This window comes from Winogradskyella tangerina (assembly GCF_003260205.1).
GTDB classification, from domain to species: domain Bacteria; phylum Bacteroidota; class Bacteroidia; order Flavobacteriales; family Flavobacteriaceae; genus Winogradskyella; species Winogradskyella tangerina.
This window is the reverse complement of sequence record NZ_QERF01000001.1, coordinates 198106-224265: the sequence shown is the minus strand read 5'-3', so window position 1 is coordinate 224265 and position 26160 is coordinate 198106. Positions and strand designations below refer to the sequence as shown.

Here is a 26160-nt window from a genome sequence, read left to right as displayed (position 1 = left end):
AAGATGAAGACGAAAATAACCATATTATTAGCAGCTCTTTTTGTGAGTTTCAACATTGGTTTCGCTCAGCAAGATGAAGAGTGCATGAATAATCTATCAATATTTGATAGTTATGTAAAAAGCAAGAAGTACGATGATGCTTATGGACCTTGGAATATTGTTCGTAATAAGTGTCCTAAGTTCAATAGAGCTATTTATGCATACGGTGAAAAAATTCTAATGCATAAAATAGAAAACTCTACAGGTGCCGATCAAGTAGCACATATCAATGATCTAATGTTACTTTATGATCAAAGTAGAGAAAATTTTCAGTCTAAATATGATTTAGGTGAAATTTTAGAAGACAAAGCTAATTTGGCTTATAAGTATCAAAAGGAGTTAGGTAAAAATCAGCAAGACCTATACAATATGTTCGATGCTGCTTTTACTAAAGACGCTAAGAACTTTACAAATCCAAAAGCTCTATATACTTATTTTTCTTTAGCAGTAGACCTTTTTGATGCAGGTAAAATGCCAGCACAATCAATGTTTGATAAGTACGATGATGTTATCGAGATTATTGAAGGTATCGTTGGTACAAACACTGTTAAATTGAATAAATTGGCAGCAAGAGAAGAAGCTGGTGAAACGCTAAGCAAGAAAGATGCTAAACGTAAATCGAGTTACGAATCTTATATCGATGCTTTTGAAACTAAGATCATTCCAAGTATGGATAAAAAATTAGGTGATAGAGCAACTTGTGAAGTGTTAGTGCCATTATATGAAAAGAGTTTCGAGGAAAAGAAAGACGATAAGCTTTGGTTGCAACGTGCTATGAACCGTATGTATGCCAAAGGTTGTAAAGAGGATCCTTTATTCTTAAAGTTAGTAGAGCAGAAGAATAGCATTCAGCCAACAGCTGATACAGCATATTACTTATATCTATTGACTGGAGAGCAAAAGTATTTTGATCAATCATTAGAACTAGAGCCAGATCCATTAAGAAAGGCAAAACTTTACAAAAAGTTAGCTAATGATTTAAAAGATAAAGGAAGCTATGGTAGAGCTAGACAGTACTACCAAGAGTCAATGAGTCTTAACCCTTCTGATGGTTCACCATACTTGGCAATTGCAGCAATGTATGCTAAGAGTGCAAATAACTGTGGTAGCGACAACTTCTCTAAAAGAGCAGTGTTCTGGTTGGCAGCTAGTACAGCAGAAAGAGCAGGACGAGTTGATGGTCGTTTAAAATCAGCAGCAGCGAAGTCTGCAGCAAGCTACAGAGCAAGCGCACCGTCAAAATCTGATATCTTTACAAAAGGAAATGCTGGTGAAACCATCAACATTGGTTGTTGGATCAGCCGTTCGGTTAAAGTACCAAGCATTTAATGAGAAGTAAATTTTCACATAATATATTAAGCATAGTCACAGCATTAGTTGTGACTTTGTTTTTTTCGTGTGAAAATGATTTCAGTGAGGTTCAGAAAGTAGGAGTACTTCAAAATCAACCTATAGGAGAAGCTGAAAAAATCGACCTTAAATACACAGAGATCGTTGAAGATTCTGTTCATTTGAAAGCGAATCTCATCAGCCCGAGAATGTTAGATTACTCCAATCGTGATTTTTCTTTCTCAGAATTTCCCGAAGGTATTTTGTTGAAAGTCTACGACGATGCTGGTAAAATTACTACTATCACCTCCGAATATGCCATTTTTTATTCAGACACGGATATCATTGATCTAAGAGAAAATGTCACCATAACTACGCATGATGGTGAGGTCTTAAAAACAGATCAATTATATTACAATGAAAAGTTAGAGTGGGTGTTCACCAATCAACCTTGGGTATTTACGAGAGCTGCCGGACCGATGCATGGTGTAGGTTTTGATTCTGATAAGGATTTCAAAAACTTCCAGATGTTAGAAATGGGTGGTGACTTCGAACTCGATAATTAACTATCTTTGTACCATTAATTCCTTCATTAGCACACGGATGAAAATCTTCAAACTCTTTCAATACGCTTATATCGTATTTGCCATTTTATTCCTTTGGGATGCAATTTCAAATTGGTCTGTAGATAGAGACCGATCTTATATGTCATTGTTCTTTGTGGCATTGGCCCTATTTATGTTCTTTTTTAGAAAGCGTTTCTCTAAAAAGTTTCAGGATAGAAATAAAGAATAATCTATGGCTGTTGACATAGCTATTATTATCGTCACCTTAATACTTTCAGCCTTTTTCTCGGGGATGGAGATTGCTTATGTTTCCTCCAATAAAATTCATATTGAATTAGAAAAAAAGCAAGAAGACTTTCTAGGTAAGATCTTAACCAAGTTAACAGCAAAACCTTCAAAATACATAGCGACCATGCTAATTGGCAATAACATTGCCTTAGTAATTTATGGTCTTAAAATGGGTGATGTTTTGGTAGCGTGGTTTCAGTCCATTTTGCCTTCAGACAACGCTACATTAACCTATTTGTTAACCGATTTTCAGCTACTTACAAAAACGGTGATCTCAACTATTGTGATATTAATTACGGCTGAGTTTTTGCCAAAAGTAATTTTTCAGATTTATGCCAATACCTTACTCAAGATATTGGCATTGCCGACCTATATTTTCTATCTCATTTTTAATTGGATTTCAGATTTCGTTCTTTGGATCTCAGATGCTGTTCTGAAACATATTTTTAAAGCGAAGGGCGAAGATGTTGTATTAGCCATGACAAAGGTTGAACTTGGAAATTATATCAGTGAGCAGATGGAATCCTTTGAAGACCATGAAGAAGTTGATAGCGAGATACAAATATTTCAGAATGCTCTCGAATTTTCAGATGTGAAAGCCAGAGAAGTTATGGTGCCTAGAACAGAAATTACAGCAGTTGATATTTCTGAAACCATTGAGAATCTAAGACAATTATTTATTGAAACAGGTCGAACAAAAATTCTGGTTTACAAGGAAACGATCGACGATATTTTGGGTTATGTACATTCTTTCGAACTTTTCAAAAAGCCAAAAAATATCAAGTCTATTATTATTCCGGTGAGTTTCGTGCCTGAAACTATTCTTATTAAAGATGTGCTTAATTTACTTACTAAAAAGCGTCAGAGTCTAGCTGTGGTAATTGATGAATATGGCGGCACCTCTGGTATAATGTCTGTGGAAGATATTATTGAAGAACTCTTTGGTGAAATTGAAGATGAGCACGATTCACTAGATATGACCGAAGAACAAATCGATGAACATACGTATAGATTTTCGGCCCGTCTTGAGGTAGACTACATCAACGAAACCTATAAATTAAACCTTCCAGAAAGTGAAACCTACGAAACACTCGGTGGTTTAATTGTGAATAAAACTGAGGGCATTCCTAAAGAAAACGAAGCCATTCAGATCGATAATTTCAAGTTTACGATTGAAGAAGTCTCCTCTACAAAAATTGATATTGTTCAGCTAAAAATAATTGAACAAGATTAACACTTAAATCGCTTATAAAAACAGCGCTCAGCCTTTTATAATTTATTAGAAAACATTATTTTCGCGAACTTATTTACTTGAAATATTAGACTATGGCAATTTTAAATAAAATCAGACAACGTTCACTTATCCTAATATTGGTGATTGCATTAGCATTATTTGCTTTTGTTATTCAAGGTGTAATTGATAATCCGAATGCATTTTCAGACACTCAAGGTGTAGTAGCAACGGTAAATGGAACGGACATTGAAAGAAATGATTTTCAGCAAAAAGTAAAGAACTATCAAGATAGAGCTGGTGGTAGAATAACTTCAACACAGGCAATGAACGCTATCTATAATGAAGAGGTTCGCAAGATCATTATGGATGGTGAATATGAAGCTTTAGGTTTAGATGTTGAGAAAGATGAAATGAGAGACTTACTAAAGAATAGTCTTCAGTCGTATCCTGAGTTTCAAGATGAAAACGGCAACTTTGACGCTAATCGTTTAAATGCATTTATTGCTAACCTAAAAGATCTTAATGGCGAAACTGCGCCACTAGGTAATTCGCTTGTGAATTATGAAAGTTGGGCTATCTATGAAGACAATATCGCCGCAGGCGCAATTCAGCAATCATACTACAATATGATTAGAGCTGGTATTGGTACTACTATTGCCGAGGCTGAAGATGAGTATATGGCTGATGCCAAAAACGTTGATATTCGTTTTGTGCAAATTCCTTACACAACAGTTGCTGATAGTCTAGTAGAAGTAACTTCTGCTGATGTTAAGGCTTACATGAAAGATCACGAAGATAAATTTCAAGCAGATGCAAATCGTGAAGTGATTTATGTTGAATTTAAAGAGGAAGCTTCTGCTGCGGATGAAGAGGCATTTAAAGCAGAGCTCATCAAATTAAAAACCAACATCACAGAATATAACGAGAGTAGTGGAAACTATGATACTATTCCTGGTTTTGATACCGCAGATAATATCGAAGAGTTTATTAATTCAAATTCAGACATCAACTATAATGACACCTTTTTACGTGCTGCACAATTGCCAGCTACTGCCAAAGACAGTTTGATGAATTTGAACGTTGGTGAGTATTTTGGTCCTTATAAAGATGGTGAGTATTTCAAGCTATCGAAAATGATTGCCAAAGAGCAAATGCCAGATACTGTAAACGTAAGACACATACTAATTCCGTTTATTGGTGGCCAAAGAGCAGACGCTTCGGTAACGAAAACGCCTGAAGAAGCTAAAAAGACAGCAGATAGTATTTTAGCAAAAATTAAATCTGGGACCAAGTTTATGGACTTGATAGAATTATCTTCTGACAAGGTAAGTAATGAAAATGATGGTGAGATCGAATTCGCTTACAACGCAGGAATGGCTCCAGAATTTAAAGAGTTCTCATTCGAAAATAATGTAGGTGATGTTGATGTAGTAGGGACTTCTTTCGGATATCATGTAATTGAGATCCTCGAGCAAAAAAGTATGAACGACACCTATAAAATTGCCACCTTGGCAAGAAAAATTGAGCCTTCAGATCAAACGTTGCAGGATGTGTTCAATAAGATGTCTAAGTTCGAAATTGCTGCTAAAGATGGTGATTTCCAAGAATTGGCTAAGGAGCGTGAATTAACCGTGAAGCCAATCACATTCAAAGAATTAGACGAAAATATGCCAGGTTTAGGAAGCCAGAGACAGGTTGTGCGTTGGGCTTTTGACGAAACTACTGATGTAGGTGATTATAAGAATTTCCCAATCTCTGGATTTGGATTCATCGTTGCTAAATTAGTTGAAAAGAATGAGGAAGGTTTAATGAGCGTTGAAAATGCTTCAATTACTGCGGCAGGTGACATTAGAAGAGAGAAGAAGGCTAAAATGATCCGTGAGAGAATCACAGGTTCTACTATTGATGAGATCGCAAAAAATCAAAGTCAGCCTGTTAAAACAGCTGCAGCATTAACCTTAAAGAATACTACTCTAGCTGGCGCTGGAACAGAGCCTAAAGTAATAGGTGCAGCATTTGGTTTAGAACAAGGAAAAGCTTCAAAACCTATCGACGGAGAGAAAGGTGTTTATATTATCGAAGTGACTAAGGTTACGGAAGCTACGCCAATCGATAATTACACGGCTATTGTAAACCGTTTAAATACGACACTTAGAAATACCGTTCAAAGTAAAGTATATCAGGCATTAGAAAAAGCTGCTGAGATTGAAGACAACAGAGCTAAAACGGTTTACTAAGACATTAAAATAAAATATAAGAGAAGGCTTTGCAGAAATGTAAAGCCTTTTTTAGTTCAGTACCATTTCTTTGTAAGGAATAATGGTTTCGAAGCCTTTGGAATTAAAATATTCTGTTGGGTCAGATGCTGACGCTACCAAGATGAAATCACCTCCCCAAGCGCCTAGACTCTTTATGGTTCCTTCAAAATCATTAAACCATTTCGATTGAATTGTAGGCTGTTGTATTAATTTTGAAATAATACGTTCATGAGTTTTGATCAAAGCTTCAAATTCTGAAAGTGTTGTTGCAGCAATGATCGCCTTTGTGATCTCATTTATACTTTCGATGGTTTGATTATCAATATTGGCAAGTGACTTATAGGCCTTAATCCCATCTCTACTATTTTGCTTCTGATTGAGATAAACAAAATATAAATTGCTCTTAAATGACGGATTGAATTTTATTGGCGCCACCTTACGATCCTTCAAACTTAAAAGTTGATAGGTAATTGGCGTATCATATTGCGCACAAGCAATGTCATAACCGCTACCACCAAATGTTTTATCTAATAGCTCATAAGCATCAACATTAGCCCATCGAGCTATATTATTTATTAAGGTTGAAGATGTTCCTAAACCCCATTTTCTATTGAAGTCGAGTTTAGTGTTGATCGTATAACCTGTATGTGTATTTAAGAATTTTGGATTTAATAATTGGGCAGCTTTCAAAATTTGTTGAAGTCTCGTAGCCACTTCATCTTCATTTCTCGGAGCCTTTAGTTCACCTGAATCATCAATGTTAAATGTGCCCTCAAACCACAAAGTGCCCTGCTCGTCGTAGCTTTTCCAAATGATACTTTCTGAATCATTTTTTTCAACGTTTAGTCTTTGACTATATTTAGTAGGTATAGCTAAGGCCAGTGCACCATCAAGCACAACGTATTCACCCGTCAATAAAAGTTTGCCATTACTTTTGAAGGACTCCATCAATTTCTCATTTTTTCAATCGCTTCAACTACGGCGCTGTGGGTTACCACATTTGTTTTGAAATGTTCAATGAGCGCTGTCTTTTCATCAGTAGTAGCTTCAAACTGATTAAGAATGTTCATCAGGTGCATTTTCATATGACCTTCCTGAATCCCTGTTGTGGTTAGAGATTTTACTGCGGCAAAATTTTGAGCTAGTCCTGCAACGGCTACAATTTGCATAAGTTCTCTCGCTGAAGGTTTTTCAAGCATTTCAAGTGAAAATTTCACCAACGGATGTAAACTTGTCAGTCCACCTACAGTACCTAGGGCTAATGGGATTTCAATCCAGAATTTAAAAATGTCATTATCAATAGAGCAATGTGTTAAACTCGAATATCTACCACTTCTCGAGGCGTAGGCATGAACCCCAGCTTCAACGGCTCTAAAATCGTTGCCTGTAGCTAAAACCACGGCGTCAATACCATTCATAACGCCTTTGTTGTGGGTGACAGCTCTATAGGGCTCGATCTCTGCAATTTGAATGGCTTGCTTAAATTTCTTTGCAAATAATTCAGGATTAGAAATATCCTTACTTGCCAATTCCGAAATTTTACAAGAAACCTCAGCCTTAACCAAACAGTTAGGAACATAGTTCGACAAAATACTCATTACAACATCGAGATCACCCGACAGTTGTTGTTGTGCTTCGCTTTTAAAGGTTTTTGCAAATGCTTCAAGACACGAATTAATAAAATTCGCTCCCATAGCATCGAGGGTTTCAAAAGTAGCGTGCAACTGGTAATAATTGTTGAGGTCTTGTGATTTGTCTCTCAGTTCAATATCTAATATACCACCACCACGGCGTTCCATATTTTTTGTAATATCTGAAGTCGATGTATAAAGCTTCGGTTTCACGCCTTCAAAAAACATTTGAAGCTCTTCAAAACTGCCAGAGTAGGTAAAATGAACTTGCCCTATTTTTTCAGTGGAGATCACTTCAGTTTTAAACCCACCACGATCTAACCAAAATTTGGCCGATTTACTTGCGGCTGCAACCACTGAACTTTCTTCAATAGCCATTGGAATCGTAAAAAGCTTGTCATTAACTAGAAAGTTAGGTGCTACACCTAAAGGTAAATAGAAGTTAGTAATGGTATTCTCTATAAACTCATCGTGCAATTTTTGAAGTTTTTTATCTGTATTCCAATAGTTTTTTACGAGTGATCTAGCGGCTTCCTTATCAGTAAAATAAGTATCTAAGAGCCATTCGATCTTTTCAGATTTTGAAAGTTTAGAAAAGCCAGAAATAGCGTTTGGCATAAGGTTATCAGTTTAAAAAAGCAAAGATACTTAGGATTGGCATAAAATATGTGCGTAATCACGTATAATTGCCGATTTACTGTTAATAATAGCAATTTTTTGCATAATTTTTAGTAAACTTGGCATTGCTTTATTAAACTATGAAAGACGCAAAAATGAGATTATTCATTGCAATTATCGGGTTTCTAACCACTTCTTTAATTTATTGTCAAAACAAGCAAATCACACTCGAAGAAATTTGGAGTGGCGCCTTTAGAACCGAAGGAATGCAAGCCCTGCATTCTATGAAAAATGGGAAGCAATATTCGGTATTAAATTTCGATAGAACAAGTAGAGCATCTACAATCGATATTTACGATTACAAAACCTTAGAAAAAGTGAAAACCTTGGTATCTTCTGCGGACATTGCAGAAATTCAAGGTTTTTTTGATTATACCTTTAGTGAAGACGAAACCAAAGTGGTTTTAACCACGAATGAAGTCCCTGTTTACCGACGATCTAGGCTTGGAGAATATTACGTTTACGATATTGAAAATAAATCTGTGACTAAGGTTTCGAATGACCTAGTTCAAGAACCCACATTATCTCCAGATGGAACAAAGATTGCCTATGGATTTGAAAATAATCTTTATGTAAAAGATCTGAGTTCAGGTGATGTAACCCAGATCACTTTCGATGGTGAAAAAAACAAGATCATCAACGGAATTACCGATTGGGTGTATGAGGAAGAATTCAGTTTTGTAAGAGCATTCGATTGGAACGCAGATAGTAACCTTATTGCATTTATTCGATTCGATGAGACCAACGTTCCGGAGTTTTCGATGGATGTGTTTGGTTCGGGATTGTATCAAACTCAGCAAGTCTTTAAATACCCGAAGGCTGGTGAAGAAAATTCAAAGGTAACACTACATTTATACGATCTCAATTCTGAGAAACTTCAGGAGATAAAAGTGAATAAATCTTACGAAGACTTCTATATTCCAAGGATAAAATGGACGAAAGATGCTAATATTTTAAGCACACAATTTATGAACCGTCATCAAAATGAGCTCGATCTTTGGATGATCGATGCAAAAGCAATGACTTCGGAATTGGTTCTTGCTGAAAAAGATGATGCATATATTGATGTGACTTTCGATCTTACTTTTTTAAAAGACAACAGTTTTATCTGGACAAGCGAGAAAAACGGATTTAATCATATATACCATTACTCAAAGAATGGAGATCTTATCAACCAAGTAACTGATGGAAATTGGGAGGTAACGGACTATTATGGTTTCAACGAAAAAGAGAATACAATTTATTATCAATCTGTAGAAAATGGGTCTATCAATAGAGACGTGTATTCTATAAAACTGAATGGTAAAAATAAAAAGCGTCTCACAAAGACCGAAGGCACCAATAACGCTTCGTTTAGTGCAGATTTCAGTTACTTTATCAATACACATTCTAGTGCTACTTCGCCACCAGAATACACTTTGAATAGTGCAAAATCTGGTAATCTAATCAAAGGCATAGTTGACAACGATCGACTGGCACAAAAGGTTGGCACTTATGTGACTACGAAAAAGGAATTTAGCACTATAAATGTAAATGGTAACGATCTGAATATGTGGATGATTAAACCGGCAGATTTCGACGAGACTAAGGAGTATCCCTTATTCATGTATCAATATTCTGGTCCGGGTTCGCAGTCGGTGGCTAATCGCTGGAATGGCGCAAATGATTATTGGTATCAAATGTTGGCACAACAAGGCTATATCGTTGTTTGTGTAGACGGAAGAGGAACGGGCTTCAAAGGAGCAGCGTTTAAAAAAGTTACTCAAAACGAATTAGGAAAGTACGAAGTAGAAGACCAGATTGCAGCTGCGAAAAAATTAGGTGAGCGTTCGTATATCGATGCTTCTCGAATTGGTATCTGGGGTTGGAGCTATGGAGGCTTTATGAGCAGTAATGCGCTATTTAAAGGTAATGATGTGTTTCAGATGGCAATTGCCGTGGCACCAGTAACCAGCTGGAGATTTTATGACACCATCTATACCGAGCGTTACATGACCACACCTGCTGAAAATCCGAGTGGATACGATGAAAATTCACCAATCAATCATGTCGATAAATTAGAAGGAGATTTCTTATTAATTCATGGGTCGGGAGATGATAATGTGCATTTACAGAATACCATGAGAATGGTGGAAGCATTAGTCCAAGCCGATAAGCAGTTTGAATGGATGATCTATCCTGATAAAAATCACGGTATTTACGGCGGAAATACAAGATTGCATTTGTATAAGAAGATGACTAGTTTCATCAATAGAACCTTAGGAGACAAGCTGAAGAAGGAGGAAATGAAAGAAGAGGAGACTTCTAAGATCAAAGGCTAACAAAATAACTAACTAAATTAAATTATATGTCAGATTCAGTTTTAGCTAATCAGAAAAAACTATTTGGACATCCAGTAGGATTGTACATCTTGTTCTTAACAGAAATGTGGGAACGTTTTTCGTACTACGGAATGCGTGCCATATTGGTATTATATCTTGTTGCCGAAACGGCAGCGGATAATCCAGGTTTAGGCTGGGCTAACGATAGTGCTATCGCATTGTACGGTTGGTATACGATGTTCGTTTATGTAGCGTCAATTCCTGGCGGAATTATCGCAGATAAAATTCTCGGACAGCGAAAATCGGTATATGTTGGTGGTTTACTCTTAGTAGCTGGGCACAGTGTTTTAGCCATAGAACAAATGTGGGCGTTCTACACAGGTCTTGTACTCATCGTGATGGGTGTAGGTATGTTAAAGCCGAATATCTCCACAATGGTTGGTGGATTGTATCCAAAGAATGAGCAGAACAAGCGCGATATGGGTTTCTATATTTTCTATATGGGAATCAACTTAGGAGCTGCGGCCGCTGCACTTGCAGTAGGTTATGTTGGTGAAAATATTGGATGGCATTGGGGCTTTGGTATGGCAGGTGTAGGAATGTTAATAGGTCAGTTGACCTACGCATTCGGGCAAAAGCATATTAAACACGTTGGTAATTTGGTAGTAGATGATAGATCTGATAATGAAAAAAAAGAAAGTGGAAACCTATTGGTTTCTATTTTCAAACACACAAATTCAATCATTGGATTTGTAATCATGGTACTTTTGGGCCTATTTGTCTGGTTCTATTATGATTCATGGGACTATGGTCTTCTGATTATTGGTTTGGCTTTTGCTGTAGGTGTTGGTATCGTTGTATATAACGACGGAAATAAAATTGAAAAAGACCGAATTCTAGTAACCTATCTATCGTTTTTAATTATCATTATTTTCTGGGGTGCCTTTGAGCAAGCCGGCGGATTAATGAATGTTTATGCGAAGCAAAAAACCAATTTAGCTTTAACCAGTGATTTCAGTGTGCCGGCAAGTTGGTTCCAATCGGTAAACGCAATTTTCATATTGATTTTTGCCACTATTGTGGGAAGCTTCTGGGTTTGGTGGAAGAACCGCAAAAAGGAATCATCTTCACTATTTAAAATGGCCATTGGTGTGATCATCATGGGATGGGGATTTTTCTTTATGTCGATCGCAAGTAAAGAAGTAGGCTATGATGCTGCTGGCGAAGTTGTTGCCAAATCTGGTATGCAGTGGCTGGTATTAGCGTATTTATTCCACACATTAGGTGAACTTTGTGCGTCACCAGTAGCTCTTTCTTTTATTACCAAACTAGCTCCAGAACGTTGGATGGCATTCATGATGGGTGCTTATTTTGCTGCTACGGGATTAGGTAATAAGGTAGCCGGATTATTAGGAGAATCGGCGACAGAATTAGGTGAGTTTACCATCTTCACGGGTATCGCTATGTTCTGTACAGTAATGGGATTATTAGTTATCGCTATTTTGAAACCATTAAAGCGACTAACCCATGGTGCCGAAGATCTTGAAGGAAAAGATGCTGATGAAACAGAAGGTTTTGAATTAGCTGATCCTGAAATTAACGACTAACTTCAATATATAACCCTCGCAGACTTATGGTTGGTGAGGGTTTTCTATACTAACTAAATAAGACTACGATTTATGAATTCATCATCCGAAAATTTTTTCGCGACCAAAGTTATGGGACATCCGGCAGGATTGTTCGTGCTCTTTTTTACAGAAATGTGGGAACGTTTTTCCTATTACGGAATGCGTGCCATTCTGGTGATTTTCCTTACTGGTGCCTTAACTGGTGATAACCCAGGTTGGGGTTGGGATAAACCAGCCGCATTATCGCTATTAGGAACCTACGCCATGTTTGTTTACCTAACACCTATCGTTGGTGGTTGGCTAGCCGATAATAAGATTGGTTATAGAATGGCCGTTGTGATCGGTGCACTACTAATGACCTTGGGGCATGCTTCAATGGCAATAGAAACACCAACATTCCTATATATTGGGATTACCTTACTTATCCTTGGAAATGGATTCTTTAAGCCAAATATGACCTCGATTATTTCAAAAATGTATGAAGGTCACGATGATAAAAAAGATGGCGCATATAATATCTTCTATATGGGTGTGAATGCTGGAGCATTTCTGGGAATAATGCTATGTGGATGGTTAGGTGAAAATGTTGGATGGAGCTACGGTTTTGGATTGGCAGGTATATTCATGTTATTAGGAATGCTGCAGTTCTACTATGCACAACCTTTATTTGGCGACGTTGGTGCTAAACCAAAGGATGAAGAAAAAGGGATCATTGATACTTTGACAGATAATCTAGAATCTACCAAAGAAAAGATCAGCGGTAAATTGAATCGTTTTGTGACCGTTGATTACCTACTCATAGGGATCTTTATAATTTCAGCATTGATATTCATAATTAATGATCCATTAAGTAAAATTGGTAATATCAACACTTTGAATTTCACTATTGCAGGCATGACAGATTCACTGTTTTTTGCCCTGCTTGCGGCTATAGTATTCATTCTGATTTTAGTTGTGAGAATTCCGCGTTATGAGCGCGTTGTTAGAGACAGAATGATCGCCTTTACCATCTTCTGTATTTTTACTATTTTCTTTTGGGCTGCTTTTGAACAGGCTGCGGGATCGTTGCCACTTTACACTAGAGACTACACAGACAGAGTTCTTGAAGGAAATGCTGCAATAACTTTTAAAATTATTGACCTAATTGTCACCATTGTACCAATAGGAATTATTACCTATGTGTTAATCAGTTTATTCAGAAAAACCTTTAGCAGAATCGGATTATCAAATATAATTCTAGCAATAAGTTTTGTCTTAGTATGGGGATTAGTTATCTATAAATTATACATCAATTTTAGTGCTGAAGCTAAGGAAGTTGAAATCACATGGTTCGCCATTCTTAATTCGCTATTCATAATCATTTTTGCACCACTATTCACCAAATGGTGGGATAGCAAGTATAATCCGCCAGCATCTGTAAAGTACGGTTTAGGCTTAATTGTTATGGCAATTGGTTTTGGTCTGTTGGCATTCGCAACTAGAAATGTACCATTAGGGGCTGAATCTGCAAAATTGAGCATGGCGTGGCTGGTATTAGCCTATTTATTCCACACCTTAGGGGAATTATGCTTATCGCCTATGGGACTTTCATACTTGAGTAAGCTAGTACCAGCACGTATGGTTGCATTTATGTTTGGTGTGTATTATTTGGCAATTGCAATAGGGAACAAAATGGCGCATTATGTTGGTGGTGATATTGAAAAGATCACAAAAGAGGACGGCCTGTCTTATTTCTTTCTGATCTTTACGATAGTACCAGTTGGACTAGGATTATTATCCTTCGCGCTTCATCCGTTATTAAAACGTTTAATGCACGGTGTACGTTAACAGAATCCGTTAAAAAAACCTAAAATGCGCTTTAATAAGCGCATTTTTTGTAAGTTGGGCATACCATTTGCAACAAATCAGACATGAAGAAGTTAAAATTTATTATTGCTTTTATAGCTTTCGGAACCTTAGTTTCGTTTCAAAATTTAGAAGAAGAATCTGAGAAAGAAATCAACTGGATTACGCTTGAAGAGGCTATAGAACTTCAGAAGGAAGAACCTAAAAAGATCATTATGGATGTCTACACTAATTGGTGTGGCCCATGCAAAATGCTCGATAAATACACTTTTCACAACGAAGATGTTGTCGATTATATCAATGCGCATTATTACGCTGTAAAGTTTAATGCTGAAGGCAATTCTTCGGTGACGTATAAGGAACGAACATTTACAAACCCTGGTTACGATCCAGCGAAGGCTAATCGCCGCAATAGTTCGCACGAATTTGCACGTTATTTAAGGGTAAGAGCGTTTCCTACTATGGTGTTTTTTGATGAAGAGGCCAATTACATAACGCCTATATCGGGTTATTTAAAACCACGTCAGATCGAATTGTATTTAAAGTTATTTAAGACCGATAAATACAAAGAAATGGACACGCAGGAAAAGTTCAATGAATACTACAAATCATTCGAACCGACCTTCAAAGAGTAAAAGAATTATTTCAAAATAAATGCTCCCTTTTCATTCGTATAATGGAAAGGGATTTTTTTATGCGTGCAAGTCAATTTCCAACGAGAAACATAGGTTTTGAAATTGCTGGCATCTGCAATGATCATTTTAGGATGAATACTATCTATAAGCCGTGTAAGGTTGATCTTTGGTGAATTCCGAAGTAAAATATAATCAGGCTTAAAGCTTAAACCATGATAAATACCTAGGCTATCAATTAAATAGATGGTTTCATTTTTAAATTGATATATACTTTTTAACAAGTCCTTTTGAACGCTTCTAACGGATGTGCCTATTTTGAAATTTCTAATAATTTGATCAGAGGCTAACTTGATAGAATCTAAGTTATGATGTATCGTCAGATGTTTTTTATTCTGAATACCAATAATAGAATGTCGACTTTTATTAAATACAATGAATGCATTTTCATCGGCATAATATTTACCGTAAATAAAAGAGCTTTGAAATAGAAGTATACCAATTACGCAAACTAATGACCACTGAAAAGTTTTAGTCTTGATAGTATGCCATAAGGCGTATATAGTGATATAAAAGCTGAATGTTTGTGACAGCGTAAAAGGGATGTCTCTGAATAGAAACTCTTCAAACTGAGCAATAAATGCAATGAATTCATTTAAACAATTTATAATAAAACTGAATACATGAACAAGATAAGGGTGAAGCAAATTTACTAGAGCCAAGACAATGGTTAATACACCAATTCCAAGGATGAGTCCTAGAAATGGAATAATGACCAGATTAGAAATAAAGAACAGTCCAGGGAATTGATGGAAGTAATAAAGACTAACAGGAAATACCCCAATCTGCGCTGCTAGAGTTACAGTGAAAATTTGCCAAAGTTTATCGATGATTAAGTATTTCGGTGACCAGATTTTATATATAACAGGTTGGAAACTCACAATACCAATAACAGCCAAGTAACTCATTTGAAATCCGACTTCAAAGAGAAACATGGGTTTAAAAAGGAGAATAAAAAATGCTGAAATGGCCAGTGAATTATAAATATTACTTGGTCGCTTTAAGTGCCAACCGATGGTCACAATACTAAACATAGCAACGGCTCTAGTTACAGACGGCGAAAGACCAGCAACTATAGCAAACAGCCAAAGTAGGGCTAAAATAAGGGTTGGTTTCAAAAGGCCACCATACTTTAAGTATTGTAATGGTCTGAATAGAAAATTCAGAATAAGTGTAAGAATACCAACATGTAATCCGGATACAGCGAGAATATGTATGGTGCCTGAATTCACATAATTATTATAAATTTCCTTATCAATACTTTGTTTCTGTCCCAAAAGCAAAGCATTGATAATGCTCATCACATCTTTTGAAAAACCAGCTTCATTGAGTTTTGAATTTATTGTGGCTCTAAATTGGTCTGCAAATCCATAGACAGTTCTTGGCGCCGTAGAAATAATTGAAATTTCATTTGAATTTAGGTATAACTGCCGATAGACATATTTACGCTCTAAATAGCTTGCATAGTCAAATTGATAAGGGTTTAAGGGATTTGGAATTTTTTGAAATTTCGAAGACGCATAAATAACGGCATCTATGGGCATGGTTTGAATGATAGAATCCTTTTTCAGATTGATAAGGACTTTACCTGAAACTTCATGATTGTCCATAGAAATTATTGTTGCGATATACTTATGATTGAATAAATCAGGTTTTAGTCGTTGTCTTATTTTTAGGACTACTTTATTAGGAATATCACCTTTGGTTAAGTGTAGGTAATGGTCAGGGCGTAATTTTTCATCATGAACATTATAGGCATTAACACCAAGGGAGATCATGGATAAATAGACCAAAACAGAAAAGTATAAGGAACGATTTAATTGTCCTCGCAAGATCAACCAATAAAGGCTTGTCAATAAAATCAATCCAAGTGAAGTATATATTGAAGCAAAAAAATCAATTATGCAGAAATGCCCGATTATTATGCCTGTAATGAGGCACAACGTGAACTTGATAATTGGAAATTTTAGTAACGCCATTGATTTGGGTTACTAAATATATGAATTAATTTACAAAAGTAAGAAAAAGACTACAATATTCTCCTTGCCTGTACAAAAGCAAAATACCAATACTTTTCGGCTAATGAGGAGATCATTACACCTTTACTACTAGACGCATGAATAAACTCTACATTTCCGGTGCGTACATTAGTAACAATACCAACATGGTTAACTTTGCGGCTGTTTTTTTTGGTGGCGAAAAAGACGAGATCCCCCACATTTACTTGTTTAATATCTACCCAATCCCCATAACTAGAAAGGTCTTTGGTGGTTCTTGGTACAGTAATATCATGGTTGCCAAAAGAGGTATATACCAATCCTGAGCAGTCCATGCCGCGTTTTGTAGTACCACCATATTTGTAGCGGGTTCCATTAAATGTTTTTGCAGTTTTTACGATAGATTCTGCCTCTTTTGAAGGCTCCGTACTCGTATTAACTTTTATGGTGTGCGTTTGCTTTTTTTGAGAGGTGTAGTTTTTCTTGGATTTACAACTACTGACGAGTAAAACTATAAGAAGAATGGGGAGTAAGCGTTTCATGCCTTGAATATAGCACATTTAATTTATTAATGACTCGTAAATTAATTTCGCGGTAGTTTCACTAGCACCTTTACCACCGAGTTTTTGTTCCAACTCATAATAATCCAAGAAAAGTGCTTCGCGCTTCTTCTCATCTAGAATGGCGTTGAGTTCGGCTTTAAGTCGTTTTTTATTAAGATCACCTTGAATTAACTCCGTAACCACCTCACGATCCATAATTAAATTAACCAAAGAAATAAACTTTAAAGTAATAATTCGTTTCGCAATATGATAAGAGATGGCATTGGCTTTGTAGCACACTACCTGCGGAACTTTGTAGAGTGCAGTCTCTAAAGTCGCCGTGCCAGATGTTACCAAGGCCGCGTTAGAAATACTCAGCAGATCATAGGTTTTATTAGAAATAAAACTCACATTATCTTGCTTTATAAACTGTTGATAAAACTCAAAATCCTGACTAGGAGCACCTGCGATTACAAACTGATAGTCTTCAAAATCATCCACCAGACTTAGCATAACACCAAGCATTTTTGAGATTTCCTGCTTACGGCTGCCGGGTAGGAGAGCAATAATGGGTTTGGCACCTAGTTGATGCGCTTCTCTAAATTCGTTTTCATCGATCTGAGGGCGATCGGCAATGGCATCAATTAAGGGATGACCCACAAAATTGACCTCATAATTATACTTCTGATAAAATGCTTTTTCGAACGGGAGAATACAATACATAGCATCGATATCGCGCTTTATCTTTTCAACTCTACCCGCACGAGACGCCCAAACTTGAGGTGAGATATAATACTGCGTTCTGTAATTTTGCTCTTTAGCCCATTTAGCAATTCGTAGATTAAATCCGGAGTTGTCAATAAAAATCACGACATCGGGCTTAAATTTGGCAATGTCCTTTTTACAGAATTTTATATGACCAGAGATTTTTCTGAGGTTAAGAACCACTTCTATGAAACCCATAAATTGGCGTTCCTTGTAGTGCATTACCAATTCACCGCCAGCAGCCTGCATAAGATCGCCACCCCAAAATCTAATTTGGGCATCTGTATCTTGTTTTTTTAAGGCTTTCATGAGATTAGAACCGTGTAGATCTCCTGAAGCTTCACCAGCAATGATGTAATATTTCATATGTATTTGCCCATTTTGGGCTTTCTTTAATTAAAGAATTTAATAATCATCGTTATTATAAAAACGAGCAAAGTCGCTATCAAGACGCCTTTGGCTCTTTCATCCTGATTTTTTTTCAGAAATAGAAAAAAGGCACCAAGATTCAAAAGTGCACCAATGCTCAATAGTTTGGTTAAAAACCCTTCATTGATGGCCTGATTGATAACCTGTCCCCAGTCATCAGACTTTCCAAATATTTGAATGGCTAAAATTAAACCAAAAGCCGTAGCAATCAGTCCGACAACAAATCCAATTAAAATCTCTTTTTTCATTGATATGCGCTGTAATTTCGAAATAATTTTAGTTGAGTTTCCAGGTATTTAATCGCTGAATGGTATGATGTGCGGTCAGATCGAACTGAACAGGTACTATAGAAACATAGCCATTCGCCAATGCCCATTCATCTGTATCCTCACCATTGTCATTGTTTACAAATTTTCCTGCTAACCAATAATATTCGCGCCCCATCGGATTGGTACGTTTATCAAATTCTTCAACCCAATTAGCTCTTGCTTGTCGACACACCTTAATACCCTTAATATCTTTTTTATCAAGGTTGGGTAAATTCACATTCAGAACAACACCGTCAGGTAAACCGTGCTCCAAAACTTGTCTGGTAATAGTTTCAACAAAAGATTTACAATGTTCAAAATTAGCATTCCAGTTGTAATCTAATAAGGAAAAACCGATAGCCGGAATGCCCTCAATACCTGCTTCTAAAGCAGCACTCATTGTACCAGAATAGATCACATTAATAGAGGAATTTGAGCCATGATTTATACCAGAAACACAAATATCGGGCTTCTTATGAAGGATTTCACGTACAGCCAGTTTAACGCAGTCTGCAGGTGTACCGGAGCAGCTATACTCTGGCTGTTTGCCATCAATATCAACATTCTCGAGATACAGTGTCGAATTAACGGTAATTGCATGCCCCATGCCGCTTTGTGGGCTGTCTGGCGCTACAACCACAACATCACCAATACTGTGCATTATGCTAATTAAAGTGCGTATTCCAGGTGCTGTAATTCCATCATCGTTGGTAACTAAAATTAAAGGGCGTTTTGCCATATTTTCGTTGAGTTTTGGATAGTGTAAAAATACTAAAAACCGCAAAAACTAAAGTATTTGTACCTTTAACAAAAAATTAGTGCCACGATTTTTTATGGCACGGTTTTTTCGTCTATTTTAGTACATTATAGAAACCTACTTGGTAAAAATTCAAAAATTGAAAGAATGAAAGGGAATTATAAGTTTTTACTTTTGGCACTCCTTATTGCGTTTGCCTCATGCAGTTTTACAAGCAAAAAATTCGACGATCCAGATAAAGATAAGTTATTAATTCAGTTGATCACTTATGTTTTGGATAATGGACATTTCGATCCTCAAGAACTCAACGATAGCTTTTCTGAAAATGTATTCGAAGATTATTTAAATCAACTAGATCCATTTAAGCGTTATTTCTATGCTTCGGATATTGAGGAATTTGCAGAATATAAATCTGAATTAGATGATCAGATCAAGGCCTATGACGTGTCCTTTTTCAACTTAACACACGATCGTTTATTAAAACGAATTGAGGAGTCGAAGAAGTTATATGCTGAAATTTTAGATAAGCCGTTCGACTTTGATAAACAAGAATCTTATTCAGCCGATTACGAGAAATTAACTTATGTGAAGAGTAAACGCGAAATGAAAGAGCGTTGGAGACAACAATTGAAGTTTTCTACCATAGCCAACTATGACGATGCTATTTCTCAGCGCGATTCAGGTCAAAATGAAACACTTCCTGAAGGTACATTTTCAGCTCAAAATGAGAAATCTAATTCTAGCGGTGAAAAATCATTGGCCGATCTAGAAAAAGAGGCAAGAGAGGCTACTAAGCGTTCTCTAGATGAGCTTTACGATTTTATTGAGGACAGACAACGTAAGGATTGGTTTGCCGTTTATGTAAACGCGATCGTGGAAGAGTTTGATCCGCATACTTTCTATTTTGCACCAGAAGATAAAGACCGTTTTGATGTCGCAATGTCTGGTAATTTTGAAGGCATTGGTGCACGTCTTCAAAAACGTATGGACGCCATCATGGTAAATGAGATCATTAGTGGTGGGCCTGCTTGGAGAGCCAATGAGCTTGAAGTAGGTGATCAAATTTTAAAAGTGAGACAAGCGGAAGAAGAAGAGCCTGTGAATATCGTAGGGATGCGTCTAGATGATGCCATCAAACTAATCAAAGGCCCAAAGGGTACAACCGTAGTGTTAACGCTTAAAAAGGTTGACGGAACAATCGAGGATATTTCAATTACTAGAGATATTGTAGAGTTAGAGGAAACGTACGCTAAATCTTCAACCGTAATTAAAGACGAAAAGAAGTTTGGTGTTATCAATCTTCCTAAGTTTTATGTAGATTTTGAAAACTATAACAAGCGCAATGCCGCTTCAGATATCAAACAAGAAATTATACGTTTAAAGAAAGAAGGTGTTGAAGGCCTAGTTTTAGATTTAAGAAATAACGGTGGTGGATCACTTCAAACGGTTGTTGATATCGCCGGATTATTCATTGAAGAGGGTCCAGTAGTTCAGGTGAAAGAAACCGGGCAGCCAAAAGAAGTATTGAAAGACCGAGACAAAGCAATTATTTGGGATGGTCCATTGGTGATTTTGGTCAATGAATTATCTGCTTCTGCTTCTGAGATATTAGCAGCCGCGATGCAAGATTACAAGCGTGCCATTATCATTGGAAGTAAGCAAACTTACGGAAAGGGTACTGTTCAAAATGTACTGGATCTTAACCGTCTAGTTCGAAATAATTCAAACGGTGATCTTGGTGCATTGAAATTTACTACCCAAAAATTCTATAGAGTTAACGGTGGTTCTACACAGCTTGAAGGTGTAAAAAGTGATGTTATTGTACCAGACCGTTACAGCTATATCGATATTGGAGAAAAAGATCAAGAAAATCCATTGCCATGGGATAAGATCGATGCTGTTGACTACGAACTGTGGGGTAATTATTTTGATTACGATACCACGATTGAACGCAGCAAAGCACGAATGGCAGCCAACGAGCAATTGAAATTAATTGATGCAAATGCGCAATGGGTGAAGAAAATTAGAGATCGAGAAATTTACTCGCTCAACTATGATGACTATAAAAAGCAGATGGAATTAAATGAAGAGGAGGCCAAGCGTTTTGAGAAGCTTTCAGAATACACTACTAATCTAACTTTTAATTCATTGCCTTACGAAATTGAATTGATGGAGCAAGATTCTGTACTCAAAGAAAAGCGCAAACGTTGGCATCAGAGTTTAGCTAAAGATGTTTACATTGAGGAGGCATTAAACGTGCTCAACGACCTTAAAATGACTTACGCTATAAAGAACAAAGTGGCGAATGTGAAGAATTAATAATTGAATGGGAAACCAAAACAATTCACTATCAAGCTTAGCGCTTCAGAAGTTTAAAAAGAACTTTTGGGGCGTTTTTAGTTTAGGATTAATTGCTTGCATTGGGTTAATTTCAATCTTCGCCTACGCATTTGCGCCAGATGCTTCAAAAAATGCCAATCAGATGCATTTGTCTATTCATTCTGAATCTCCTGGTTTTGAAGTGCAGATGTTAACCATTCCTTCAGGTATTGAATCTGAACAGAATTTTTTCTCCAAGTTTTTCTTCGGAAGAAATAATACAGATACTGAAGTTCCTATTCAATCTTATGAAGTTAAAGGCGATCAATTACACTTTGTAGAATATGCTTCAGATGGATTGAAAGGTTTAGAAAAGCAAGTGGCGTTAAGTCAGTTTCCTGGTTCAAACTACAAAAATTACATAGATAATCGCAGTTTCATTTTTGGCACCGACAAATACGGAAGAGATTATTTGAGCCGCATTTTAATAGGATCTCGAATTTCATTTTTTATAGGTTTTGTGGCCGTATTTATATCACTGGTTGTTGGTCTTCTCATGGGAAGTCTTGCAGGTTATTACGGCGGAAAGGTTGATGCCTTCATTATGTGGATCATCAATATTACCTGGTCAATTCCGACACTTTTATTAGTAATCGCAATCACCCTTGCATTAGGAAAAGGCTTCTGGCAAGTGTTTATTGCTGTTGGTCTTACCATGTGGGTAGAAGTTGCTAGAGTGGTGAGAGGGCAAATTATTAGCGCCAAAGAAATGCAATACGTTACTGCAGCAAGAGCATTGGGATTTGGTGATTATAGAATTATAACGAAACATATTCTACCTAACATATTTGGACCTTTGATCGTAATTTCCGCTGCAAATTTTGCAGCAGCTATACTTATAGAAAGTGGACTTAGTTTCTTAGGGATTGGAGCACAACCTCCAATGGCAAGTTGGGGAGCAATGATTAAAGATCATTACAATTATATTATTCTAGGAAAGCCTTATCTGGCAATGATTCCGGGGATTTGTATAATGTTATTAGTTATGGCTTTTATGCTTGTTGGTAACGCGCTAAGAGACGCGTTAGATGTAAAAGCTTAAGTCACTCTATTACTGGTTTCTGAGTTGTTCAATTTCTTCATTTGTAGCCTCAATAAAATCGAGTAATTCATCCTGACCGATCTTTTTTGAAGATGAGGTTATAAAGTAGGGTGGAAGTTCTTCCCAGGTTTCTAAAAGTACGTTGCCATATTTTTCAACATTTCGGTCTATGGCATTTGGTTTAAGTTTATCAGCCTTGGTAAAGATAATTCCAAATGGAATGCCGTTTTCGCCCAAATATTCCATAAACTCTAGATCTATTTTCTGTGGCTCATGTCTAATATCAACTAATACAAATGCCGAAACTAACTGCTGGCGCTGTTCAAAATAATTAGTAATAAACTTTTGAAAGGTCTTTTTAGAAGTCTTTGAAACTCGTGCATAACCATAGCCAGGTAAATCCACAAGAAACCAATTGTTGTTAATTATAAAGTGATTGATCAATTGTGTTTTTCCAGGACGCCCAGAAGTTTTTGCTAGACTTTTGCGATTGGTCAGCATATTAATCAATGAGGATTTTCCAACATTACTACGTCCAATGAAAGCATATTCAGGAATAGGATTCTTAGGGCATTTGGCCACATCAGAATTACTCATTACAAATTCAGCGGAAGTTATTTTCATGATATAATCGTTGGATTAGAAATCCTTAATTTAAAGAAAGTTGAAATCTAAAGCCCTTTAGATTCAAGCCATTTATTGAGAATGGTATTAAATTCATCTGGATGTTCCATCATTGCAGCATGTCCGCATTTATCTATCCAAAACAAATCAGAATCTGGTAAAAGTTCATGAAATTCTTCTGCAACTTCTGGAGGTGTAACCGTGTCATTTTTACCCCAGATAATACAAGTTGGTGTATGCATTTTTGGCAAGTCATTCGCCATATTATGACGAATAGCACTTTTAGCGATAGCAAGTGTTTTTACAAGCTTGTTTCGGTCATTTACTGTTTCGTAAACTTCATCTACTATTTCCTTCGTAGCAACTGCAGGATCATAGAACACGTCTTGGGCTTTCTTTTTTATAACTTCATAGTCACTTCGTTTCGTGTAACCTCCACCCATGGCACTTTCATAAAGACCAGAACTTCCAGTTATTATGAGAGCTTTTACTTTTTCAGGATATAATTTTGTGTGATAAAGACCAATATGTCCACCGAGTGAATTACCTAATAAAATTACATTATCAAAGCCTTTGAAATCGATAAAATCCTTTAGGTAATTAGCAAAACTTTTAACGTTCGTCTTAATAAGCGACATGGTGTAGATAGGCAATTCAGGAATGATGATCTTATACCCATTATTGCTAAAAAAGTTGGTTACTGAATCAAAATTACTCAGTCCACCCATTAAACCGTGGAGCACTATGATTGGTGTGCCTTCTCCTACTTCAATATATCTATAATCCTTTTCTTTTTTTAAAAGGTGTGCCATCTATAAAAGTTAGTGCTTGTCTAAAAACAAATATAACTAAATCCTTTTTAAAACAAATACAATAATTGGCTTTCAATGCACTTAATCATTTCAGGATATCAACCGAAATGTTGAAAATTACCACGCCTCTTGATCGCCCTAACCTCACATTCTTATTGAATTACCAGAGCATTGAGATAGTAAAAATTAAAACTTATCAACAAAAGTGGGAAAGAGTGGTAAAATGTGGTAATTTTTTCAATATATTTGAAACTAATTCGTTAAAGTGGGAAATCTAGAACGTTGAATTCTTTTATCGGAACATACGAGTGTAAAGCAGATGCCAAAGGCAGACTAATGATACCAGCAGTTTTGAAGAAACAGCTATCAGCAGCTCTGAAGGATGGCTTTGTTTTGAAGCGTGCTGTTTTTCAGCCTTGCTTAGAGTTGTATCCGATGTCTGAGTGGAACACACTTATGGCTAAGGTTAATAAGCTCAATCGATTCAAAAAAAAGAACAACGATTTCATTAGAAGATTCACAGCAGGCGTAAAGGTTGTTGAGGTAGATAATGCTGGGCGATTACTAATTCCGAAAGACCTTATTGTGTTTTCAGGGATTACTAAAGAAGTCGTATTGGCTTCTGCGGTAAATATCATTGAGATCTGGGATAAAGAGAAATATGAACAAGCCATTGATGATGCCACTCTAGATTTTGCGGATTTAGCGGAAGAAGTGATGGGACAAGATGATGATGACAATGGAGTATCATAATGCGGTTCTGCTCAAAGAAACAGTAGATGGTTTAAATATAAAACCAGATGGAATTTATGTAGATGTCACCTTCGGCGGCGGCGGGCATAGTAGAGAGATTTTATCGCGTTTGGGACCAGAAGGTAAGTTGTATGCCTTCGATCAGGATAAGGATGCTCTCAATAATGTTATTGAAGATGATCGGTTTGTTCTCATTAATGAGAATTTCAGATATATAAAAAGGTTCTTAAGATTTTATGGCGTAAAAGAAGTTGATGGTGTATTAGCAGATTTTGGTGTTTCGTCGCATCAGTTTGATGTTGCTGAACGCGGATTTTCAACACGGTTCGAAGCGAAGCTAGATATGCGAATGAATCAGGAAAGCAAGCTGTCTGCTTATGAAGTAATCAATGAATATGAAGAAGAGCAACTAAGGGCGGTCTTGTTGCAATATGGCGAATTAAGACAAGCTCCTGTTATGGCAAGAGTGATTGTTTCAGAACGAAAAATTGCACCCATTGAAACCACACAGCAACTAAAATTAGTGCTTAAGCGCTTTCTGAACCATAGAAAAGAAAATAAGGTATTGGCTCAAATTTATCAGGCGATCCGAATTGAGGTAAATCAGGAAATAGAGGTGCTCAAGGAGTTGTTAGTTCAAATGCCAGAAATATTGAAAGTAGGCGGTAGGTTAAGCTTTATTTCTTACCACTCTTTAGAAGATCGATTAGTGAAGCGGTTTATTAGGAATGGACTATTTGAAGGTGAACCTGAACGTGATGTATTTGGAAATTTTGAAGTGCCGTTGAAAAAAGTAGGAGGACTTATAGTACCATCAGAATCAGAAATAAAAGTGAATAGTAGAGCACGAAGCGCAAAGCTTCGGATTGCTGAAAAAATATGAAGAAAAACATCTACAGCATATTACGTGGAAAGTTTCTAATCAGTGATGATTCGTTTAAAAATTGGCGCATCATCATTTTTATTTCGTTTCTGGCCGTAATTATGATAGCGAGCTCTCATAGTGCTGACAACAAGGTGCACGAGATCGCAAGATTAACAAATGAGGTAAAGGAATTGAGGTCGGCCTTTGTAGATGGACGTTCAAAATTAATGCGATTAAAAATGGAATCGACCATAACAAATAAAATGGCAGAAAAGGGTATTAAAATTTCAGAGAACCCGCCAACCAAAATAAAAGTGAAAAGCGCAAAGGAAGACTAGTGACTCTTTGGTGCACCATATAAAAACTAATTAATAAAGT

At 36.6% G+C, this 26160-nt stretch carries 23 protein-coding genes; 14 read left to right on the top strand and 9 right to left on the bottom strand.

Annotated elements, in window-relative coordinates; genetic code table 11:
- Window positions 1-3 precede the first annotated feature (3 nt).
- From DDY94_RS01040 to DDY94_RS01020, 5 genes are all read left to right on the top strand, one after another.
- On the top strand, window positions 4-1368 hold the full coding sequence (locus tag DDY94_RS01040) for a tetratricopeptide repeat protein (protein ID WP_111682171.1): 1365 nt from the start codon (window positions 4-6) through the stop codon (window positions 1366-1368).
- Window positions 1368-1934 (top strand): LPS export ABC transporter periplasmic protein LptC, encoded by a 567-nt coding sequence (gene lptC, locus DDY94_RS01035; RefSeq protein ID WP_111682170.1) that lies wholly within the window; start codon window positions 1368-1370, stop codon window positions 1932-1934. Before DDY94_RS01040 ends, lptC begins: the two co-directional genes overlap by 1 nt.
- Window positions 1935-1971: 37 nt before the next feature.
- Window positions 1972-2163, top strand: a complete 192-nt coding sequence (locus DDY94_RS01030; RefSeq protein ID WP_111682169.1) for a hypothetical protein — start codon at window positions 1972-1974, stop codon at window positions 2161-2163.
- A 3-nt stretch (window positions 2164-2166) separates the two neighbouring features.
- Window positions 2167-3456, top strand: a complete 1290-nt coding sequence (locus DDY94_RS01025) for a hemolysin family protein (protein WP_111682168.1) — start codon at window positions 2167-2169, stop codon at window positions 3454-3456.
- 92 nt (window positions 3457-3548) lie between these two features.
- Window positions 3549-5693, top strand: a complete 2145-nt coding sequence (locus tag DDY94_RS01020) for a peptidylprolyl isomerase (RefSeq protein ID WP_111682167.1) — start codon at window positions 3549-3551, stop codon at window positions 5691-5693.
- A gap of 51 nt (window positions 5694-5744) precedes the next feature.
- Here DDY94_RS01020 and DDY94_RS01015 read toward each other — a convergent pair whose 3' ends face one another.
- On the bottom strand, window positions 5745-6662 hold the full coding sequence (locus tag DDY94_RS01015; protein ID WP_111682166.1) for a GYDIA family GHMP kinase: 918 nt from the start codon (window positions 6660-6662) through the stop codon (window positions 5745-5747).
- Window positions 6662-7963 carry a hydroxymethylglutaryl-CoA reductase, degradative gene (locus tag DDY94_RS01010; protein WP_111682165.1) on the bottom strand — a complete coding sequence of 434 codons (1302 nt, stop codon included), beginning with the start codon at window positions 7961-7963 and terminating at the stop codon, window positions 6662-6664. Before DDY94_RS01010 ends, DDY94_RS01015 begins: the two co-directional genes overlap by 1 nt.
- A gap of 140 nt (window positions 7964-8103) precedes the next feature.
- On the opposite strand from DDY94_RS01010, the gene DDY94_RS01005 reads away from it, so the two are divergent.
- The 4 genes from DDY94_RS01005 (at window position 8104) to DDY94_RS00990 (ending at window position 14452) form a co-directional block, all read left to right on the top strand.
- Window positions 8104-10344, top strand: coding sequence for a S9 family peptidase (locus DDY94_RS01005; protein ID WP_111682164.1), 2241 nt, complete (start codon window positions 8104-8106; stop codon window positions 10342-10344).
- Between the two features lie 26 nt (window positions 10345-10370).
- Entirely contained in the window at window positions 10371-11951 is a 1581-nt protein-coding gene (locus tag DDY94_RS01000) for a peptide MFS transporter (protein WP_111682163.1), read from the top strand.
- 72 nt (window positions 11952-12023) lie between these two features.
- Window positions 12024-13799 carry a peptide MFS transporter gene (locus DDY94_RS00995; RefSeq protein WP_111682162.1) on the top strand — a complete coding sequence of 592 codons (1776 nt, stop codon included), beginning with the start codon at window positions 12024-12026 and terminating at the stop codon, window positions 13797-13799.
- Between the two features lie 83 nt (window positions 13800-13882).
- On the top strand, window positions 13883-14452 hold the full coding sequence (locus tag DDY94_RS00990; RefSeq protein ID WP_111682161.1) for a thioredoxin family protein: 570 nt from the start codon (window positions 13883-13885) through the stop codon (window positions 14450-14452).
- A gap of 5 nt (window positions 14453-14457) precedes the next feature.
- On the opposite strand, the gene DDY94_RS00985 is transcribed toward DDY94_RS00990, so the two are convergent.
- The 5 genes from DDY94_RS00985 to surE are packed head-to-tail and all read right to left on the bottom strand — an operon-like array spanning window position 14458 to window position 19289.
- Window positions 14458-16488 (bottom strand): ComEC/Rec2 family competence protein, encoded by a 2031-nt coding sequence (locus DDY94_RS00985; RefSeq protein ID WP_111682160.1) that lies wholly within the window; start codon window positions 16486-16488, stop codon window positions 14458-14460.
- 50 nt (window positions 16489-16538) lie between these two features.
- Window positions 16539-17048, bottom strand: a complete 510-nt coding sequence (locus DDY94_RS00980) for a C40 family peptidase (RefSeq protein WP_111682499.1) — start codon at window positions 17046-17048, stop codon at window positions 16539-16541.
- 18 nt (window positions 17049-17066) lie between these two features.
- The gene (gene lpxB, locus DDY94_RS00975) at window positions 17067-18179 is read right to left on the bottom strand and encodes a lipid-A-disaccharide synthase (RefSeq protein ID WP_111682159.1); all 1113 of its coding nucleotides are present in this window, start codon (window positions 18177-18179) and stop codon (window positions 17067-17069) included.
- Window positions 18180-18205: 26 nt separating this feature from the next.
- Window positions 18206-18490, bottom strand: coding sequence for a hypothetical protein (locus DDY94_RS00970; RefSeq protein ID WP_198658895.1), 285 nt, complete (start codon window positions 18488-18490; stop codon window positions 18206-18208).
- Between the two features lie 28 nt (window positions 18491-18518).
- On the bottom strand, window positions 18519-19289 hold the full coding sequence (gene surE, locus DDY94_RS00965; protein WP_111682157.1) for a 5'/3'-nucleotidase SurE: 771 nt from the start codon (window positions 19287-19289) through the stop codon (window positions 18519-18521).
- A gap of 165 nt (window positions 19290-19454) precedes the next feature.
- On the opposite strand from surE, the gene DDY94_RS00960 reads away from it, so the two are divergent.
- On the top strand, window positions 19455-21626 hold the full coding sequence (locus DDY94_RS00960) for a carboxy terminal-processing peptidase (protein WP_111682156.1): 2172 nt from the start codon (window positions 19455-19457) through the stop codon (window positions 21624-21626).
- Between the two features lie 7 nt (window positions 21627-21633).
- Complete coding sequence (locus DDY94_RS00955) at window positions 21634-22728, top strand: ABC transporter permease (protein ID WP_111682155.1); 1095 nt, start codon at window positions 21634-21636, stop codon at window positions 22726-22728.
- Between the two features lie 9 nt (window positions 22729-22737).
- Here the strand turns inward: DDY94_RS00955 and yihA are convergent, their stop codons facing one another.
- Window positions 22738-23352, bottom strand: coding sequence for a ribosome biogenesis GTP-binding protein YihA/YsxC (gene yihA / locus DDY94_RS00950; RefSeq protein ID WP_111682154.1), 615 nt, complete (start codon window positions 23350-23352; stop codon window positions 22738-22740).
- A 47-nt stretch (window positions 23353-23399) separates the two neighbouring features.
- Complete coding sequence (locus DDY94_RS00945; protein WP_111682153.1) at window positions 23400-24164, bottom strand: alpha/beta fold hydrolase; 765 nt, start codon at window positions 24162-24164, stop codon at window positions 23400-23402.
- A 282-nt stretch (window positions 24165-24446) separates the two neighbouring features.
- Between DDY94_RS00945 and mraZ the strand changes: the two genes are divergently transcribed.
- From mraZ to DDY94_RS00930, 3 genes are read left to right on the top strand one after another with little or no spacing between them, the layout of a single operon-like run.
- A complete protein-coding gene (mraZ, locus tag DDY94_RS00940) occupies window positions 24447-24917 on the top strand; it encodes a division/cell wall cluster transcriptional repressor MraZ (protein ID WP_111682152.1) in 471 nt (156 codons plus the stop codon).
- On the top strand, window positions 24904-25800 hold the full coding sequence (gene rsmH, locus DDY94_RS00935; protein WP_111682498.1) for a 16S rRNA (cytosine(1402)-N(4))-methyltransferase RsmH: 897 nt from the start codon (window positions 24904-24906) through the stop codon (window positions 25798-25800). The genes mraZ and rsmH overlap by 14 nt, the downstream gene beginning before the upstream one ends.
- Window positions 25797-26120 carry an FtsL-like putative cell division protein gene (locus tag DDY94_RS00930; protein ID WP_111682151.1) on the top strand — a complete coding sequence of 108 codons (324 nt, stop codon included), beginning with the start codon at window positions 25797-25799 and terminating at the stop codon, window positions 26118-26120. Before rsmH ends, DDY94_RS00930 begins: the two co-directional genes overlap by 4 nt.
- The last annotated feature ends 40 nt before the right edge of the window (window positions 26121-26160 follow it).